The sequence below is a fragment of the Pseudomonas sp. KU43P genome (genome assembly GCF_033095865.1).
In the GTDB taxonomy this organism is placed as follows: domain Bacteria; phylum Pseudomonadota; class Gammaproteobacteria; order Pseudomonadales; family Pseudomonadaceae; genus Aquipseudomonas.
The window spans coordinates 5,664,829-5,678,889 of sequence record NZ_AP019365.1 but is presented as its reverse complement, the minus strand read 5'-3'; the positions used below and the strand labels follow the sequence as shown (position 1 = coordinate 5,678,889).

The window sequence follows — 14,061 nt, the reverse complement described above, 5'->3', positions numbered from 1 at the left end:
GGGTTCACTCCGGCAGCAGGCTTTCGCCAGCATACAGTTCGGCAATGGTCTCGCGACGGCGTACTTCGAAAGCCTGGTCGCCGTCGACCAGGATTTCCGCGCAACGACCACGGGTGTTGTAGTTCGAGCTCATGACGAAACCATAGGCGCCCGCCGACTGCACGGCCAGCAAATCGCCTTCGGCCAGGTTCAGCTGACGGTCCTTGGCCAGGAAGTCGCCGGTCTCGCAGATCGGCCCGACCAGGTCATAGGCACGGCCTTCGCCTTCTCGTGGGGTGACCGCGCTGACGCCCATCCAGGCCTGGTAAAGGGCCGGGCGGATCAGGTCGTTCATCGCCGCATCGATGATGGCGAAGTCCTTGTGTTCGGTGTGTTTGAGGTATTCCACGCGAGTCAGCAGGACGCCGGCGTTGGCCACGATGTAGCGGCCCGGTTCGAACACCAGCGCCAGGTCGCGGTCGCCGACGCGCTCGCGGATGGCCTTGATGTAGTCGGCCAGCAACGGCGGCTGCTCGTCGCGATAGCGCACGCCGACACCGCCGCCCAGGTCCAGGTGGCGCAGGTGGATGCCGCATTCGGCCAAGCGGTCGACCAGCACCAGCAGGCGGTCGAGGGCGTCGAGGAACGGGTCGACGGTGGTCAGCTGCGAGCCGATGTGGCAGTCGACGCCGACCACTTCCAGGTTCGGCAGCTGCGCGGCGCGCACATAGATGGCTTCGGCGTCGGCGATGGCGATGCCGAACTTGTTCTCTTTGAGGCCGGTGGAGATGTACGGGTGGGTGCCGGCGTCGACGTCCGGGTTGACCCGCAGCGAGATCGGCGCAACCTTGCCCATCTCGGCGGCCACGACCTGCAGGCGCTCGAGCTCGTCGGTGGACTCGACGTTGAAGCAGTGCACACCCACTTCCAGGGCGCGGCGCATGTCTTCACGGGTCTTGCCGACGCCGGAGAACACCACGCGATCGGCGCGGCCGCCTGCGGCCAGCACACGCTCCAGCTCGCCGCCGGAAACGATGTCGAAACCTGCACCCATGCGCGCCAGGACGTTCAGCACGCCAAGGTTGGAGTTGGCTTTTACGGCGAAGCAGACCAGGTGCTCGACGCCCTGCAGTGCATCGGTGTAACTGCGGTACTGGGCCTCGATGTGGGCGCGCGAGTACACGTAGGTCGGGGTGCCGAAACGTTCGGCGATGGCCGACAGGGCCACGCCTTCCGCGAACAGTTCACCGTCGCGGTAGTTGAAAGTGTTCATGTGATTTCCTTACTGCGCAGGCGTCTGCTCGGGCTCGATGGGCTGCTCGTCCTGTGGCTGTACCGCCGGGGCGTGCTGGTGCTGATGCGACTTGTGGCTGCCTTTGCCATCCTTGCCATCTTCAGGCAGGTACAGAGGGCCCTTCTGACCGCAGGCCGAAACGAGGCAGGCAACCGCGACCAGCGCCGCAAGTGAGGAAATCAGGCGCTTCATGGGTGAAATCCTTTGAAATAAGCAGTATTGCGCCCGAGTATACCGAGCGACCGGCGGATTGCCTATGCAAGAGCCGGTCCGTCGGGCGGGCTATGCTTGTGGGCCAGCGGCTAACCTTTGCATTCGGCGCCGAGCGCCCGTATCTTGCCCGGCTTGCCTGTAACGCAGCCAATTTCGAGGTTCCTGCAATGAGTTTGAGCGAAGCGCGTTTCCATGATCTGGTCGACGCCACCCAACAGGCCCTGGAAGACCTGTTCGACGAGAGCGGCCTGGACCTGGACATGGAGAATTCCGCCGGCGTCCTCACCATCAAGTTCGACAACGGCAGCCAGTTGATCTTCAGCCGGCAGGAGCCACTGCGTCAGTTGTGGCTGGCCGACCGTTCCGGTGGCTTCCACTTCGATTACGACGAAGAGAGTGGCAAGTGGGTATGCGAGAAGAGCGAAGAGCTGCTGGGCGAAATGCTCGAGCGCATCGTCTGGGAGCGGGCCGGCGAGAAGCTGGACTTCGACGAGATCTGACATGACTGCCCAGGCGCGGCCAGCCAAGCCGCTGTACAGCAACGTCAGCCCTGCGGTGCCTTCGCCGTGCATCAGCGTCTGTCGACTGGATGCGCAGAAGGTGTGTACCGGCTGCTACCGTCATGTCGAGCATATTCGCGAATGGCGTTCGGCCGACGATGAACGGCGTCGGCAGATTTGCCGTGAAGCCGAGGCCTTGCGCGCACGGGCTTGAGTATTTGCCCGGCTGTGGTAGTGTCCAGGCATGCGTTGCTGACGCACAAGCATTCACAAACCCCGCCCTTGGGCGGGGTTTTGCTTTATCTGCCCATCGAAAACCGCCTGTTCAAAGGAGCCTGACTGGATCATGAGCACCAAGCCTTCCCTCATCCTCACCCGCTTGGACGTACAGCGTCTGGAGCGCCTGATCGAGAGCCTCGACGAAAGCACCCCAGGTGTGCTCGCCTTGCAGGACGAGCTGGACCGTGCCGAGCAGGTGGTCGGTCATGAGGACGTGCCCGCCGGCGTGGTGACCATGAACTCGCGTGTGCATTGCCGCGAAGAGGCCAGCGGCAAGGACTACCACCTGACCCTGGTGTACCCGAAAGATGCCGGCCAAGAGGGCAACGTGTCGATCCTGGCGCCGATCGGCTGCGCCTTGCTGGGCTTGTCGGTCGGCGACCAGATCGACTGGCCGGCACCGGGGGGCAAGACCCTGAAACTGAAGTTGCTGGCCGTCGAGTACCAGCCGGAGGCGGCAGGTGATTTTGACCTTTGAGCTCAGGGTTCCAAGGTCGCCTGCAATTGCGCCAACCCATCATTGAGTGCCTGCTCGAGTTCTCGCTTGTAACGCAGATACAGCAGGGTTGAACCCTGCTCATCCTCGAGCAGCTCCGACAGGTCCAGGTCGGTGATGTAGCACCGGTAGTGCCCTGCACTGCGGCGCTGGCCGAGGATCTGCCGGGCGACCACGGCATACAGCTCGTCCCCATGCTCCAGCTCGGAGAATTCCTGCTGGTCGCAATACAGCGTCACATGTACCTCGTCTCCCGCGCCGGCCTGCAATATGGCCTGCACCTCGTAATACGGCAGGCCGTTGCCATCGACTGGCGCCGGGCGGGCCTCGCTGCTGCGCGCCTTGCCTGGCCCTGAGGGCAGCAACTGGGCGTAGTGGATCTGCAACGAAGCCTGCTGCACGTAGTCCAGCGGCAAGCGCGCATCGCGGCGCATCACCACCGACCGCAGAAAGCGTTGCAGCGGTAGTAGCAGATGATTTTCGTCGTGCAGCGGCAGGCGCTGCTGCCACAGGGCATTGTACTCATCCAGCACATACAGGTCGGCCCAGCCATCGAGCAGGCGGTAGAACACCTGGATGCAGTCGGGACGACCTTGCTCCAGTACCAGTGGCAGGTCGTGGTCCTGCAGGGCATTGGCATCCAGGTGCAGCGGGCTGTAGACACTGCGCTCTTCAGCCAGGTAGTCGAGCACGGCGGCATGCCCCATCAGCGTTGCCAGGCTGACCTGGCCGGGCAGCAGCTCCAGCACATGGGTGTGCTGCGCCACTTGCAGCAGGTAGCGGTGATTGCGGCCCTGGTCGAGCAGCAACTGCACGGTATCGAAAATGTCCTCGACCCGCTGGCCGATGGCTTGCGCGCGGTTATGGCAGAAGCAGCGCACCCGCACGCGCGGCCGGTGGCTGCGCTGGCCGAGGCTGTTGAGGAAGTCGCGCAGGCAGCGTAGCAGGGCGTGCTCGCCGTCGTAGCGCTGCACCAGCACTTCGTTCCAACTGTTGAGGGTGACCTGGTCGAGGGTCAGCACCAGGTTTTCGCGCACGCCGGCGTAGCTGAGCGAATCGGTGCGCTCGGTGGTCATCAGGATGTTCAGGTCGCGGTGGTGACGCAACGGGTCGATACCGACGTTGACCAGCAACAGGATCTCGTCGGCCACGCTCGGTTGCAGCAGGCGCACTTCGCTGACGGTTTCCAGTGGCAGGGGGATGCTCTGCTGCAGGCTGCCGATCAGGTTGAACAGCTCGAATTCGCTGAGGTCGCTTTCGCCAGGATGCAGTGCCAGGCGCGTGCTGCTGTCGATGACACCGTTACGGTGAGCCCAGGTCAGCAGTTCGAGCAACTCGCGGCTGCGCTTGATCGGGCTGAAGTGCTCCCACTCGTGCACGCCCAGGTTGCCGTTGTACAGCCCCCAGTGGTGGCTGCCCGGCTCCTTGCGGTTAGGCGACTGGACCAGGGTGAGGGTGTCTTCGGCGAGGTCCGGGGCAATGCCGGGGTTGATCACTTCGATCTTGCCGGCGCGGCGTTCGAACGCCGCGTAGAGGCGCCGGCCGAGGACATTCATGTCGCGCTGGTCGGCGCGATTGCTGGCGTTCTGGTTCTGCGCGAACTGGCCCAGAAAGCGATAGCTGTGATTGAGCTCGGCCACCAGTTCGCGACGCTCCACCGCGACCTGGCGCACCTTCCATTGGCTACGGCTGTCGAGCAGGGCCAATTGGCGTTCATCCCAGCCCCATTCGTCTGCCAGGCGCTGCAGCAACTGGCGTTGCCAGCCGTTGCTGCGAGTACGGTCCAGGCCGCTGAGCTTCTTGTTGACCTTCAGGTACAGGCTGCGCCTCACCAGTTCCAGGCGTGTGGTTTCACCGCGTTGCTGCAGGTAGCGCTCGATGCGCCGGTAGACCATCACATAGGGGTCCAGCTCGTCGAGGTTCAGCCGGTTGGCGAATACCGCTTCCTTATAGTCCAGGCTCAGGCAGCGCACGGCGGGATATTCGCTGGCGTAGACCTCGGTCAGCAGTAGCTTGAGCAGCGATTTGTACGGTGAATCGATGCCTTTGTAGAGCTGCCAAAGGCCGGCACCGACGAACTCGCCAGGAGGAATGTGCGCCAAGTGGCCGAGGTCGAGGGCGTCGGTGCTGCGGATGAAGCGTTTGCTGAGCAGGGTTTCGCTGTAGCGTTGGTAGTTCTGCTCTTCATACACCGGCACCAGCCACCAAAGCGGTGTGCGCCCCGCCAGCCAGATGGCTGTACGGTAGAACTCGTCGAGCAACAAGTAGTGCTGGGTGGTGCCGCAATCGTCGGAACTGAGCTGGCCTTCGCGCTGGCCTTGGGCAAAGCCCTGCGGATTGATGAGAAAGAAATGTGCTTCGGCGCCCAGGCTGGCGGCCCAGGTTTCGAGAAGCTGGCACTTGCGCTGCAGTTCTTCCCGAGGACCGTCACCTAGGCCCGGTGCGTGGCATACCCACAGGTCCATGTCGCTCTGTTCGGCCTGGGCCAGGGAACCGAGGCTGCCCATCAGGAACAGGCCATGGATCGGACGGTGGGGGTTTCCCAGGCGCGTCTTGTAGGTGAACGAGCGGGCCAGCCGCTGGCCTTCCGCGACCAGCCCGGCAGAAGGCTCGAAGCCTGATACGCCCGCTGGGGTACTGCCGGAGACATAGCCTGGCAGCAGGGGGTGGTTGACGTGGAACAATAGCGGCAGGAGAGTCAGTACTTGCTGTTGGCGTGTCGACAGGCCCTCCATGGCACGCTCGAGCCGGCCCTGGTTGAGTTGCAGGAAGCGCGCGCGCAGTTTCGCCAGCACCTTGCGGTCGATGCCGTCGTTCAGGTCCGGGCGGATTTCGTAGGGGTGGTTCATTGCGCACTCAGGGAGGGGCCGGGGAAGCTGTGGCGAGTTTAGCCTGAGTGGAGCACTCGGATAAGCGGCTTGTGGTTTTTGACGCCATTTTTCTAGCGTCCGTTCTGGCCTCATCGCCGGCAAGCCGGCCCCCACATGTTCTGTACAAAGCTTGTGGGAGCCGGCTTGCCGGCGATTGGGCCGCTGCAGCCTTAGGCAGGCTGGGGGGACTTGAGGACGTTCAGCAGCAGTTGCACGCTTTCGACCGCGTCGTGTCCCAGGCTGGTGAGGTATCCGCCATCGGGCTGATCGGTCAGTTGCTTGTCGTAGAGGCGTTGCGCAGCGGCGACCAGGGCGGGGGAAGCGTTATTGTGAATCTTGATGCCTTCCTGGCTGCTGTCCAGGTTGAACAGGGCGAGCACTTCCAGTTCGGCGATCAAATCGGGGGTGAAGGACATGGCGACTCCTGACTTCCAGACGAGGATGGCGGCACCGCCAGCGGTGCCTGACCCTGGAGTGTAGTCGGGTTATTCGTCCTCGCCTTGATCTGCCTCAGGGGGAAGCTCGGGCAGGGCGCGCAGGGCGGTTTCGTACCACTCGGCGTTGAACGGGCGATCTTCGGCCAGCATGCTATCGATCTCGATGGCCAGTACATGGGCCATGAGGTTCAGGATGTCTTCGCGTTCGTAGCCGACCAGGGTCAGCTTGTTGAAGGTGGCCTTGGCGGCCGCGGGTTCGCCGCTTTCGATCTGGTTCTCGATGGCCTGGGTCAGCGTTGCCTCGGCGAAGGCTTCGTCGTCGTCAGTGTCGATGTCGGTGGGCTCGCTCATGGCGCTACTCCTTAAGTGGGGCCTACAGTTTGCCACGCTCGCGCTGGTCATGCCTGGCCGATAGGTCTATAAAAGCCGGGCCATCCCCATACGGCCTGGAGGCTGTTACCCATGCTCAAGCTTCACGGATTTTCGGTCAGCAACTACTACAACATGGTCAAGCTGGCGTTGCTGGAAAAAGGCCTGCCGTTCGAGGAGGTCACCTTCTACGGTGGCCAGGCGCCGCAGGCGCTGGAAGTCAGCCCGCGTGGCAAGGTGCCGGTGCTGGAGACCGAACACGGCTTCCTCAGCGAGACCAGCGTGATCCTCGACTATATCGAGCAGACCCGGGGCGGCAAGGCGCTGCTGCCGGCCGACCCGTTCGAGCAGGCCAAGGTGCGCGAGCTGCTCAAGGAGATCGAGCTGTATATCGAGCTGCCGGCACGTACTTGCTATGCCGAGGCATTCTTTGGCACGGCGGTAGAGCCAGTGATCAAGGAGCGGGCGCGTACCGAGCTGCTGGCGGGGTTCGCCACGCTCAAGCGCAATGGCCGCTTTGCACCTTATGTGGCGGGTGAAGAGCTGACCGTGGCCGACCTGATGTTCTGCTTCTCGGTCGATCTGGCATACGCGGTGGGCAAGAAAGTGCTGAACATCGACTTCCTTGCGGACTTCCCGCAGGCAGCGGCATTGCTCGAGAAAATGCGCGAGAACCCGCACATGGCGCGGATCGTGGCGGACAAGGACGCGGCGATGCCGGCATTCCAGGAGATGATTCGCACCGGCAAGCGCTGAATCGAAGAGCGGGGCTGCGTTGCAGCCCTTTCGCCGCGGTTCGTCGCCACGACAAGCCGGCTCCCACATGGACCGCGCTGGGCCTTGTGGGAGCCGGCTTGCCGGCGATCGAGGGCAAAGCCCTCGCAATGAGGCTTAGCGCGAAGCCAGCAACGCCTTGCCACGCACTACGGCAGCACGCACCTGGGCCGGCGCGGTCCCGCCAATGTGGTCACGGGCGTTCACCGACCCTTCCAGGGTCAGCACGGCAAACACGTCCTGCTCGATCTGGTCGCTGAACTGGCGCAGCTCGTCCAGGCTCATCTCGGCCAGGTCCTTGCCAGTGTCGACGCCATACTTCACCGCGTGGCCAACGATTTCGTGGCAGTCGCGGAACGGCAGGCCACGGCGCACCAGGTAGTCCGCCAGGTCGGTAGCAGTGGAGAACCCGCGCAGCGCCGCTTCGCGCATGATCGCGTGGCGTGGCTTGATCGCCGGGATCATGTCGGCAAAGGCACGCAGCGAGTCACGCAGAGTGTCGGCGGCGTCGAACAGCGGTTCCTTGTCTTCCTGGTTATCCTTGTTGTAGGCCAGCGGCTGGCCTTTCATCAGGGTCAGCAAGCCGGTCAGGGCGCCGAACACGCGGCCGCTCTTGCCACGAACCAGTTCCGGCACGTCCGGGTTCTTCTTCTGCGGCATGATCGAACTGCCGGTGCAGAAGCGATCGGGCAGGTCGACGAACTGGAACTGCGCGCTGGTCCACAGCACCAACTCTTCGGAGAAGCGCGACAGGTGCATCATCGCCACGCTGGCGGCCGCGCAGAATTCGATGGCGAAGTCACGGTCCGAAACGCCGTCCAGCGAGTTGCCGGCCACAGCTTCGAAGCCCAGCAGCTTGCAGGTCAGCTCGCGGTCGATCGGGTAGGTGGTGCCGGCCAGCGCGGCGCTGCCCAGGGGCATGCGGTTGGTGCGCTTGCGGCAGTCGACCAGACGCTCGTGGTCGCGGCTGAGCATTTCGAACCAGGCCAGCAGGTGGTGGCCGAAGGTGACCGGCTGGGCGGTCTGCAGGTGGGTGAAACCCGGCATGATGGTGCCGGCTTCACGCTCGGCCTGCTCCAGCAGACCCTTTTGCAGGCGGGTGATCTCGGCCAGGATCAGGTCGATCTCGTCACGTAGCCACAGGCGGATGTCGGTGGCCACCTGGTCGTTGCGGCTGCGGCCGGTGTGCAGCTTCTTGCCGGTGATGCCGATGCGGTCGGTGAGACGGGCCTCGATGTTCATGTGCACGTCTTCGAGGTCCACGCGCCAGTCGAAGTTGCCGGCCTCGATCTCGCCCTGGATGGTCTTCAGGCCGTCGATGATGGTGTCGCGCTCGGCATCGCTGAGCACGCCGACCTGCGCCAGCATGGTGGCGTGGGCGATCGAACCCATGATGTCGTGGCGGTACAGGCGCTTGTCGAAATCGACCGAAGCGGTGAAGCGGGCGACGAAGGCGTCGACGGGTTCACTGAAGCGGCCGCCCCAGGACTGATTGGTCTTGTCGGTGCTCATGGATTCACTCGTTGAAGGCGTGAACGAAAAAGTGGCGCCGATAATAGCAGGGTTGGGCGTGCCGCCGAAGGACACCGGTCGAGAGAAATATGCAGCAAACCTGGGTACAGGCGGGCAATCAGGATATTCAACGATTGAACGGCAGTGTTCCACGGACCGTCTACAGTTGGACAAAGGACTGGCAGTGAATCTGCCGGCTCAGTGAATCTTTGGCCTTCGTATCGGTCTAGAGCGTGACCGCAGTGTCGCTCGACCTGCATCTGTCTACGCTATACCTGTGCGAGACTCACTCAGGAATCCAGAGCAATTATGAATGTCCTGATCGTTGATGATGAACCCCAAGCCCGTGAACGCCTGACGCGGTTATTCGGGGAACTGGAGGGGTACACCGTGCTGGAGCCCAGCGCCACCAACGGCGAGGAGGCCCTGGCTCTGATCGAAAGCCACAAGCCCGATGTGGTCCTGCTGGACATCGGCATGCCGGGCCTGGATGGCCTGCAGGTCGCTGCTCGCCTTTGCGAGCGCGAGGCGCCACCGTCGGTGGTGTTCTGCACCGGTGACGACGAATACGGTGCCGAGGCCTTCAAGGACAGTACCCTCAGCCATGTAACCAAGCCGATTCAGCCCCAGGCCCTGCGCGAAGCGCTGCGCAAGGCAGAAAAACCCAACCGAGGCCAACTGGCCGCGCTGACCCGGCCAGGCAGTGAAGGTGGAGGCCCGCGAAGCCATATCAGTGCGCGTACGCGCAAGGGCATCGAGCTGATCCCTTTGCCGCAAGTCATCTATTTTATTGCCGACCACAAGTACGTGACGTTGCGCCACGAAGCTGGCGAAGTACTGCTCGATGAGCCGCTCAAGGCTCTGGAAGACGAATTCGGCGAGCGGTTCGTGCGAATCCACCGTAATGCTCTGGTAGCCCGCGAGCGCATCGAACGCTTGCAGCGCACTCCACTTGGGCATTTCCAGCTGTTCCTCAAGGGCCTGGACGGTGACGCCCTGACCGTCAGCCGCCGGCATGTGGCGGGCGTGCGCAAGATGATGCAAACCCTCTAGCCGCTTTCATGGCTCCATCGCCGGCAAGCCGGCTCCCACGGGAAAGGGGGCAGGCTTGCCGGCGATGGGGCGCAGGAGCTTGACCCACATCTGCTAGCGATGCCGACGGAGCTGTTATGATCGGCGGTATTCCTAAGCATTGGGGCGTTCCATGTCCACTCGCGAAATCCGCATTGCCACCCGTAAAAGTGCCTTGGCCCTGTGGCAGGCCGAATACGTAAAAGCCCGCCTCGAGCAGGCACACCCAGGCCTGCTGGTCACCCTGGTACCCATGGTCAGCCGTGGCGACAAGCTGCTCGACGCGCCGCTGGCGAAAATCGGCGGCAAGGGCTTGTTCGTCAAGGAGCTGGAAACCGCCCTGCTGGACAACGAAGCCGACATTGCCGTGCATTCGATGAAGGACGTGCCCATGGACTTCCCCGAAGGCCTGGGCCTGTATTGCATCTGTGAGCGCGAAGACCCGCGCGATGCCTTTGTCTCCAACCATTTCGCCAGCCTCGATGCGCTGCCGGCAGGCAGCATCGTCGGCACCTCCAGCCTGCGCCGCCAGGCCCAGCTGCTGGCGCGACGCCCCGACCTGAAGATTCATTTCCTGCGTGGCAACGTCAACACGCGCCTGGCCAAGCTCGATGCCGGCGAGTACGACGCAATCATCCTCGCGGCGGCCGGCCTGATCCGCCTTGGCTTCGAGCAGCGCATCACCGCCACCATCAGCGTCGACGATAGCCTGCCGGCGGGCGGCCAGGGCGCGGTCGGTATCGAATGCCGCAGCGCCGACAGCGAAATTCATGCCCTGCTGGCCCCCCTGCACCACGCGGATACCGCCGACCGGGTAGTGGCCGAGCGTGCCTTGAACAAGCGCCTGAATGGCGGTTGCCAGGTGCCAATCGCCTGCTATGCGGTGCTGGAAGGCGAGCAATTGTGGCTGCGTGGCCTGGTCGGCCAGCCCAGTGGCGGCAAGCTGCTGGTGGCCGATGCCCGCGCTCCGCGTGGCAACGCCGAGGCCTTGGGCGTGCAGGTTGCCGAAGACTTGCTGGGGCAGGGCGCTGAAGCGATTCTCAAGGAAGTCTACGGCGAGGCCGGGCATCCGTGAGCCATTGGCGGCTGTTGCTGACGCGACCTGCCGATGACTGTGCGGCATTAGCCCAGTGCCTGGCCGCCGCTGGAGTGGCCAGTAGCAGCCTGCCGTTGCTGGCCATCGAGCCGGTCGAACTGAGCGAGGCGCAACGCCAAACGCTGGCCGTACTGGCCGACTATCAGGCGCGGATCGTAGTCAGCAAGCCGGCTGCCAGGTTGCTTCTCGAGCACCTGGCGCAAGGCAGCCTGCCCCTGCCGTCGAAGGGCTGGTTCACCGTAGGCGAAGCGACGGCTGCGGTGCTGCACGAAGCGGCCTTGCAGGTGTCTTGCCCTGCGCAGGGTGACGACAGCGAGGCCTTGCTCGCGCTCCCGGCCCTTCGCGAGGTGGTGGCGGTTGCCGCACCGCGGGTGCTGATCGTTCGTGGTGTCGGAGGTCGTGAACTGCTGGCCGAGCGTCTTGCAGAGCAAGGTGCTAGTGTCGATTATCTGGAACTGTATCGCCGTAGCCTGCCGGTATACCCGGTGGGCACATTGCTGCGCCGCATCGAAGCGGAACGCCTCAATGGCCTGGTGGTCAGCAGTGGGCAGGGTCTTGAACATCTGCTGCAACTGGCCGCCGCCGATTGGCCGCAGTTGGCGCAGCTGCCGTTGTTCGTGCCGAGCCCTCGGGTGGCCGAGCAGGCCCGGGCCGCAGGGGCCCAACAGGTTGTGGATTGCCGTGGTGCCAGTGCCGCGGCCTTGCTGGCAGCCGTGCAGCGCAGCGCTGCACCTGCCTCTTAAGGCGCTAAGCTCAGAGCGGTGCGCCCCCATGCAAAGGATGGATACGTGAGCGAAACTGTCTTGTCGAACAATGATCAGCCGTCGGCCCAGGAGCCGACGCAACCGGTTGCCACCCCGCCCGCCAAACGCTCTGGCAGCGGCCTTGCCCTGCTAGCGCTGTTGGTGGGCGCCGCCGGTGTGGCAGTGGGCGGTTGGGGTGTCTGGCAGGTGCGGCAGCTGCAAGGCAGTGAAGTGAACCATGGCCAGCACCTGGAAGCGCTGAGCCAGCGCGCAGCGGCGCTGCAGCAGCGCGAACAGCAGATCAGCGCCCAGTTGGCCAGCCTGCCGGCTGCCAGCGAGCTGGAAGACCGACGCCGCCTGGTGACGCAGCTGCAAGGCGATCAACAACGCCTCAGCCAGCGCCTGGAAACCGTGCTTGGCGAGAGCCGCAAGGAATGGCGCCTGGCCGAGGCCGAGCATCTGTTGCGCCTGGCTACCTTGCGCCTTTCGGCATTGCAAGACATTACTAGTGCCAAGGCGCTGGTCGAAGGTGCCGACGAGATCCTGCGCGAACAGAGCGACCCGGGCGCCTTTGCCGCTCGCGAGCAGCTCGCGCGCAGCTTGGCAACGCTCAACAGCACCCAGCAACCGGACCGCACGGGCCTGTTCCTCAAGCTGGCCGCCCAGCGTGACCTGGTACAGCAGCTCAGCGCCCAGTCGCCGGAGTTCGACAGCAATGCCGATGCGCTCGGCGCGCTGACCGCCGATGGCGATGGCGCCAGCCGCCTGTCCCAGTGGTGGGCCGAGATTTCCAAGTACTTCCAGATTGATTTCGACGCCGACGACAATGTGCGGCCGCTGCTTGCCGGGCAGTCGCTCAACCAACTGCGCCTGGCCCTGAGCCTGACCATCGAGCAAGCCCAATGGGCAGCGCTCAACGGTGAGGCCAAGGTCTACACCCAGGCTCTGGACGATGCTCGCAGTGTGCTGCTGGCCAATTTCAACGCCGACAACACGCAGAGCAAGGCCATGCTCGAGAGCCTCAACGCGCTGGCCGAGCAACCGGTCTCGGTGGTTACCCCCGACCTGAGCGAAAGCCTGGCAGCGGTGCAGGCATACATCCAGCGTCGACACCAGCCCGCGCCGAACGAAGAGGGCAAGCCATGAAGCGTGTCTACCTGCTGGCGGTGCTGGCGATCGTGATCGCTGCGGCGCTGGGCATCGCGGTGGCCAAGCACAGCGGCTACGTGCTGATTTCCTATGGCAGCTTCCGCTATCAGTCCGGACTGTGGGCAGCGCTTGCCGCGCTGGTCGCCATCGTCGCGGTGTTGTGGCTGCTGCGTTACCTGGTTGGCCTGGTGTTGACCTCCAGTGGCGTGGTCAACCCTTGGTCGCGACGCAACCGTAGCCGGCGCGTGCGCATTGCCATCGAGCAGGGCCAGCTTGACCTCGCCGAAGGCCGCTGGGCCAGCGCCCAGCGCCACCTGCACCGCGCAGCCGAAGCTGAACGCCAACCGTTGCTGTATTACCTCGGTGCGGCGCGCGCGGCCAACGAACAAGGGCGCACGCAAGACAGCGACAACCTGCTCGAGCGCGCCCTGGAGCGACAGCCCCAGGCCGAGCTGGCCATCGCTCTGGCCCACGCACAGTTGCAGATGGACCGTGGTGAAAGCGATGGTGCCCTGGAAACCCTGCTGGCCATGCAAGAGCGGCACCCACACAACAACCAGGTGCTGCGTTTGTTGCAGCGCCTGTACCTGGAGCGCGGCGACTGGTCGGCATTGATCCGTCTGTTGCCCGACCTGCGCAAGAACAAGGTGCTTCCGGCCAATGAACTTGCTGCGCTGGAGCAGCGTGCCTGGGGCCAGAACCTGAGCCTGGCAGCCACCCGTGGCGACGACTCGCAGAGCGCCCGCCAGGCCCTGGAACGTGCCTGGCAACAACTGACCGCCGCGCAGCGCCAGGAGCCACAGTTGGTGCTGGCCTATGCCGAGCAGCTGCGTCAGGTGGGTGCCCAGGGCGAAGCCGAGCAGGTACTGCGCACCGCCCTCAAGCGTGACTATGAAAGCCATCTGGCTCGCCTGTATGGCCTGGTGCGCGGGGATGACCCGGCGCGTCAGTTGCAGGCAGCCGAAGCCTGGCTCAAGGATCACCCGCAGGATCCGAGCCTGCTACTCACGCTCGGCCGCCTGAGCTTGCAGAACCGTTTGTGGGGCAAGGCTCGCGATTACCTCGAAAGCAGCCTGCGCATGGAGCGCAACCCGGAAACCTGCGCCGAGCTTGCCAGGTTGTTGGCCGGCCTGGGCGAGACCGAGCGTAGCAACCAGCTGTTCCAGGAAGGCCTGGGCCTGCTCGATGAGCGACTGTTGGCCTTGCCGTTGCCTGAAGGCGTACGCGCCTGAACCACCCTGGCCCCGCGCTGAGGCGCGGGGCCAGGGGGCTGGTCATT

15 protein-coding genes are annotated in these 14,061 nt (G+C 64.2%); 9 read left to right on the top strand and 6 right to left on the bottom strand.

All coding sequences use genetic code 11. The features are described 5' to 3' along the window. Positions 1–4 precede the first annotated feature (4 nt). Together lysA and lptM are read right to left on the bottom strand one after the other, a co-directional pair. The gene (lysA, locus tag KU43P_RS26015) at positions 5–1,252 is read right to left on the bottom strand and encodes a diaminopimelate decarboxylase (protein WP_317660321.1); all 1,248 of its coding nucleotides are present in this window, start codon (positions 1,250–1,252) and stop codon (positions 5–7) included. 9 nt (positions 1,253–1,261) lie between these two features. Continuing rightward, entirely contained in the window at positions 1,262–1,465 is a 204-nt protein-coding gene (lptM, locus tag KU43P_RS26010; protein ID WP_317660320.1) for an LPS translocon maturation chaperone LptM, read from the bottom strand. Between the two features lie 188 nt (positions 1,466–1,653). Between lptM and cyaY the strand changes: the two genes are divergently transcribed. The 3 genes from cyaY to rnk all read left to right on the top strand — a co-directional run bounded on the left by cyaY (position 1,654) and on the right by rnk (position 2,743). Further along, on the top strand, positions 1,654–1,986 hold the full coding sequence (cyaY, locus tag KU43P_RS26005) for an iron donor protein CyaY (protein ID WP_012312194.1): 333 nt from the start codon (positions 1,654–1,656) through the stop codon (positions 1,984–1,986). A 1-nt stretch (position 1,987) separates the two neighbouring features. Continuing rightward, positions 1,988–2,200, top strand: a complete 213-nt coding sequence (locus KU43P_RS26000) for a DUF1289 domain-containing protein (RefSeq protein WP_317660319.1) — start codon at positions 1,988–1,990, stop codon at positions 2,198–2,200. 132 nt (positions 2,201–2,332) lie between these two features. Further along, positions 2,333–2,743 carry a nucleoside diphosphate kinase regulator gene (gene rnk / locus KU43P_RS25995; protein WP_317660318.1) on the top strand — a complete coding sequence of 137 codons (411 nt, stop codon included), beginning with the start codon at positions 2,333–2,335 and terminating at the stop codon, positions 2,741–2,743. 2 nt (positions 2,744–2,745) lie between these two features. Here rnk and KU43P_RS25990 read toward each other — a convergent pair whose 3' ends face one another. From KU43P_RS25990 to KU43P_RS25980, 3 genes are all read right to left on the bottom strand, one after another. Next, complete coding sequence (locus KU43P_RS25990; RefSeq protein ID WP_317660317.1) at positions 2,746–5,610, bottom strand: class I adenylate cyclase; 2,865 nt, start codon at positions 5,608–5,610, stop codon at positions 2,746–2,748. 191 nt (positions 5,611–5,801) lie between these two features. Next, the gene (locus KU43P_RS25985; protein WP_317660316.1) at positions 5,802–6,047 is read right to left on the bottom strand and encodes a TIGR02647 family protein; all 246 of its coding nucleotides are present in this window, start codon (positions 6,045–6,047) and stop codon (positions 5,802–5,804) included. Positions 6,048–6,116: 69 nt separating this feature from the next. Further along, positions 6,117–6,419 carry a hypothetical protein gene (locus KU43P_RS25980; RefSeq protein ID WP_317660314.1) on the bottom strand — a complete coding sequence of 101 codons (303 nt, stop codon included), beginning with the start codon at positions 6,417–6,419 and terminating at the stop codon, positions 6,117–6,119. A gap of 111 nt (positions 6,420–6,530) precedes the next feature. Between KU43P_RS25980 and KU43P_RS25975 the strand changes: the two genes are divergently transcribed. Next, positions 6,531–7,193, top strand: coding sequence for a glutathione S-transferase (locus KU43P_RS25975; RefSeq protein WP_317660312.1), 663 nt, complete (start codon positions 6,531–6,533; stop codon positions 7,191–7,193). A 135-nt stretch (positions 7,194–7,328) separates the two neighbouring features. Here the strand turns inward: KU43P_RS25975 and argH are convergent, their stop codons facing one another. Beyond that, positions 7,329–8,723, bottom strand: a complete 1,395-nt coding sequence (gene argH / locus KU43P_RS25970; protein WP_317660311.1) for an argininosuccinate lyase — start codon at positions 8,721–8,723, stop codon at positions 7,329–7,331. 309 nt (positions 8,724–9,032) lie between these two features. Here argH and KU43P_RS25965 point away from each other — a divergent pair, with 309 nt between their 5' ends. From KU43P_RS25965 to KU43P_RS25945, 5 genes are all read left to right on the top strand, one after another. Then, positions 9,033–9,776 (top strand): LytR/AlgR family response regulator transcription factor, encoded by a 744-nt coding sequence (locus KU43P_RS25965; protein WP_317660310.1) that lies wholly within the window; start codon positions 9,033–9,035, stop codon positions 9,774–9,776. 151 nt (positions 9,777–9,927) lie between these two features. Continuing rightward, positions 9,928–10,869, top strand: coding sequence for a hydroxymethylbilane synthase (hemC, locus tag KU43P_RS25960; RefSeq protein WP_317660309.1), 942 nt, complete (start codon positions 9,928–9,930; stop codon positions 10,867–10,869). Further along, positions 10,866–11,633, top strand: coding sequence for a uroporphyrinogen-III synthase (locus KU43P_RS25955; protein WP_317660308.1), 768 nt, complete (start codon positions 10,866–10,868; stop codon positions 11,631–11,633). Before hemC ends, KU43P_RS25955 begins: the two co-directional genes overlap by 4 nt. A gap of 45 nt (positions 11,634–11,678) precedes the next feature. Further along, complete coding sequence (locus tag KU43P_RS25950; protein ID WP_317660307.1) at positions 11,679–12,779, top strand: uroporphyrinogen-III C-methyltransferase; 1,101 nt, start codon at positions 11,679–11,681, stop codon at positions 12,777–12,779. Further along, entirely contained in the window at positions 12,776–14,014 is a 1,239-nt protein-coding gene (locus KU43P_RS25945) for a heme biosynthesis protein HemY (RefSeq protein WP_317660306.1), read from the top strand. The genes KU43P_RS25950 and KU43P_RS25945 overlap by 4 nt, the downstream gene beginning before the upstream one ends. The last annotated feature ends 47 nt before the right edge of the window (positions 14,015–14,061 follow it).

Excerpts from the sequence above, each read along its gene's own strand:
- KU43P_RS26000 (WP_317660319.1), top strand. The coding sequence starts at position 1,988 with ATGACTGCCCAGGCGCGGCCAGCCAAGCCGCTGTACAGCAACGTCAGC.
- argH (WP_317660311.1), bottom strand. The coding sequence starts at position 8,723 with ATGAGCACCGACAAGACCAATCAGTCCTGGGGCGGCCGCTTCAGTGAA.
- KU43P_RS25975 (WP_317660312.1), top strand. The coding sequence starts at position 6,531 with ATGCTCAAGCTTCACGGATTTTCGGTCAGCAACTACTACAACATGGTC.
- KU43P_RS25945 (WP_317660306.1), top strand. The coding sequence starts at position 12,776 with ATGAAGCGTGTCTACCTGCTGGCGGTGCTGGCGATCGTGATCGCTGCG.
- lptM (WP_317660320.1), bottom strand. The coding sequence starts at position 1,465 with ATGAAGCGCCTGATTTCCTCACTTGCGGCGCTGGTCGCGGTTGCCTGC.
- cyaY (WP_012312194.1), top strand. The coding sequence starts at position 1,654 with ATGAGTTTGAGCGAAGCGCGTTTCCATGATCTGGTCGACGCCACCCAA.
- hemC (WP_317660309.1), top strand. The coding sequence starts at position 9,928 with ATGTCCACTCGCGAAATCCGCATTGCCACCCGTAAAAGTGCCTTGGCC.
- KU43P_RS25965 (WP_317660310.1), top strand. The coding sequence starts at position 9,033 with ATGAATGTCCTGATCGTTGATGATGAACCCCAAGCCCGTGAACGCCTG.
- KU43P_RS25985 (WP_317660316.1), bottom strand. The coding sequence starts at position 6,047 with ATGTCCTTCACCCCCGATTTGATCGCCGAACTGGAAGTGCTCGCCCTG.
- rnk (WP_317660318.1), top strand. The coding sequence starts at position 2,333 with ATGAGCACCAAGCCTTCCCTCATCCTCACCCGCTTGGACGTACAGCGT.
- KU43P_RS25980 (WP_317660314.1), bottom strand. The coding sequence starts at position 6,419 with ATGAGCGAGCCCACCGACATCGACACTGACGACGACGAAGCCTTCGCC.
- lysA (WP_317660321.1), bottom strand. The coding sequence starts at position 1,252 with ATGAACACTTTCAACTACCGCGACGGTGAACTGTTCGCGGAAGGCGTG.
- KU43P_RS25990 (WP_317660317.1), bottom strand. The coding sequence starts at position 5,610 with ATGAACCACCCCTACGAAATCCGCCCGGACCTGAACGACGGCATCGAC.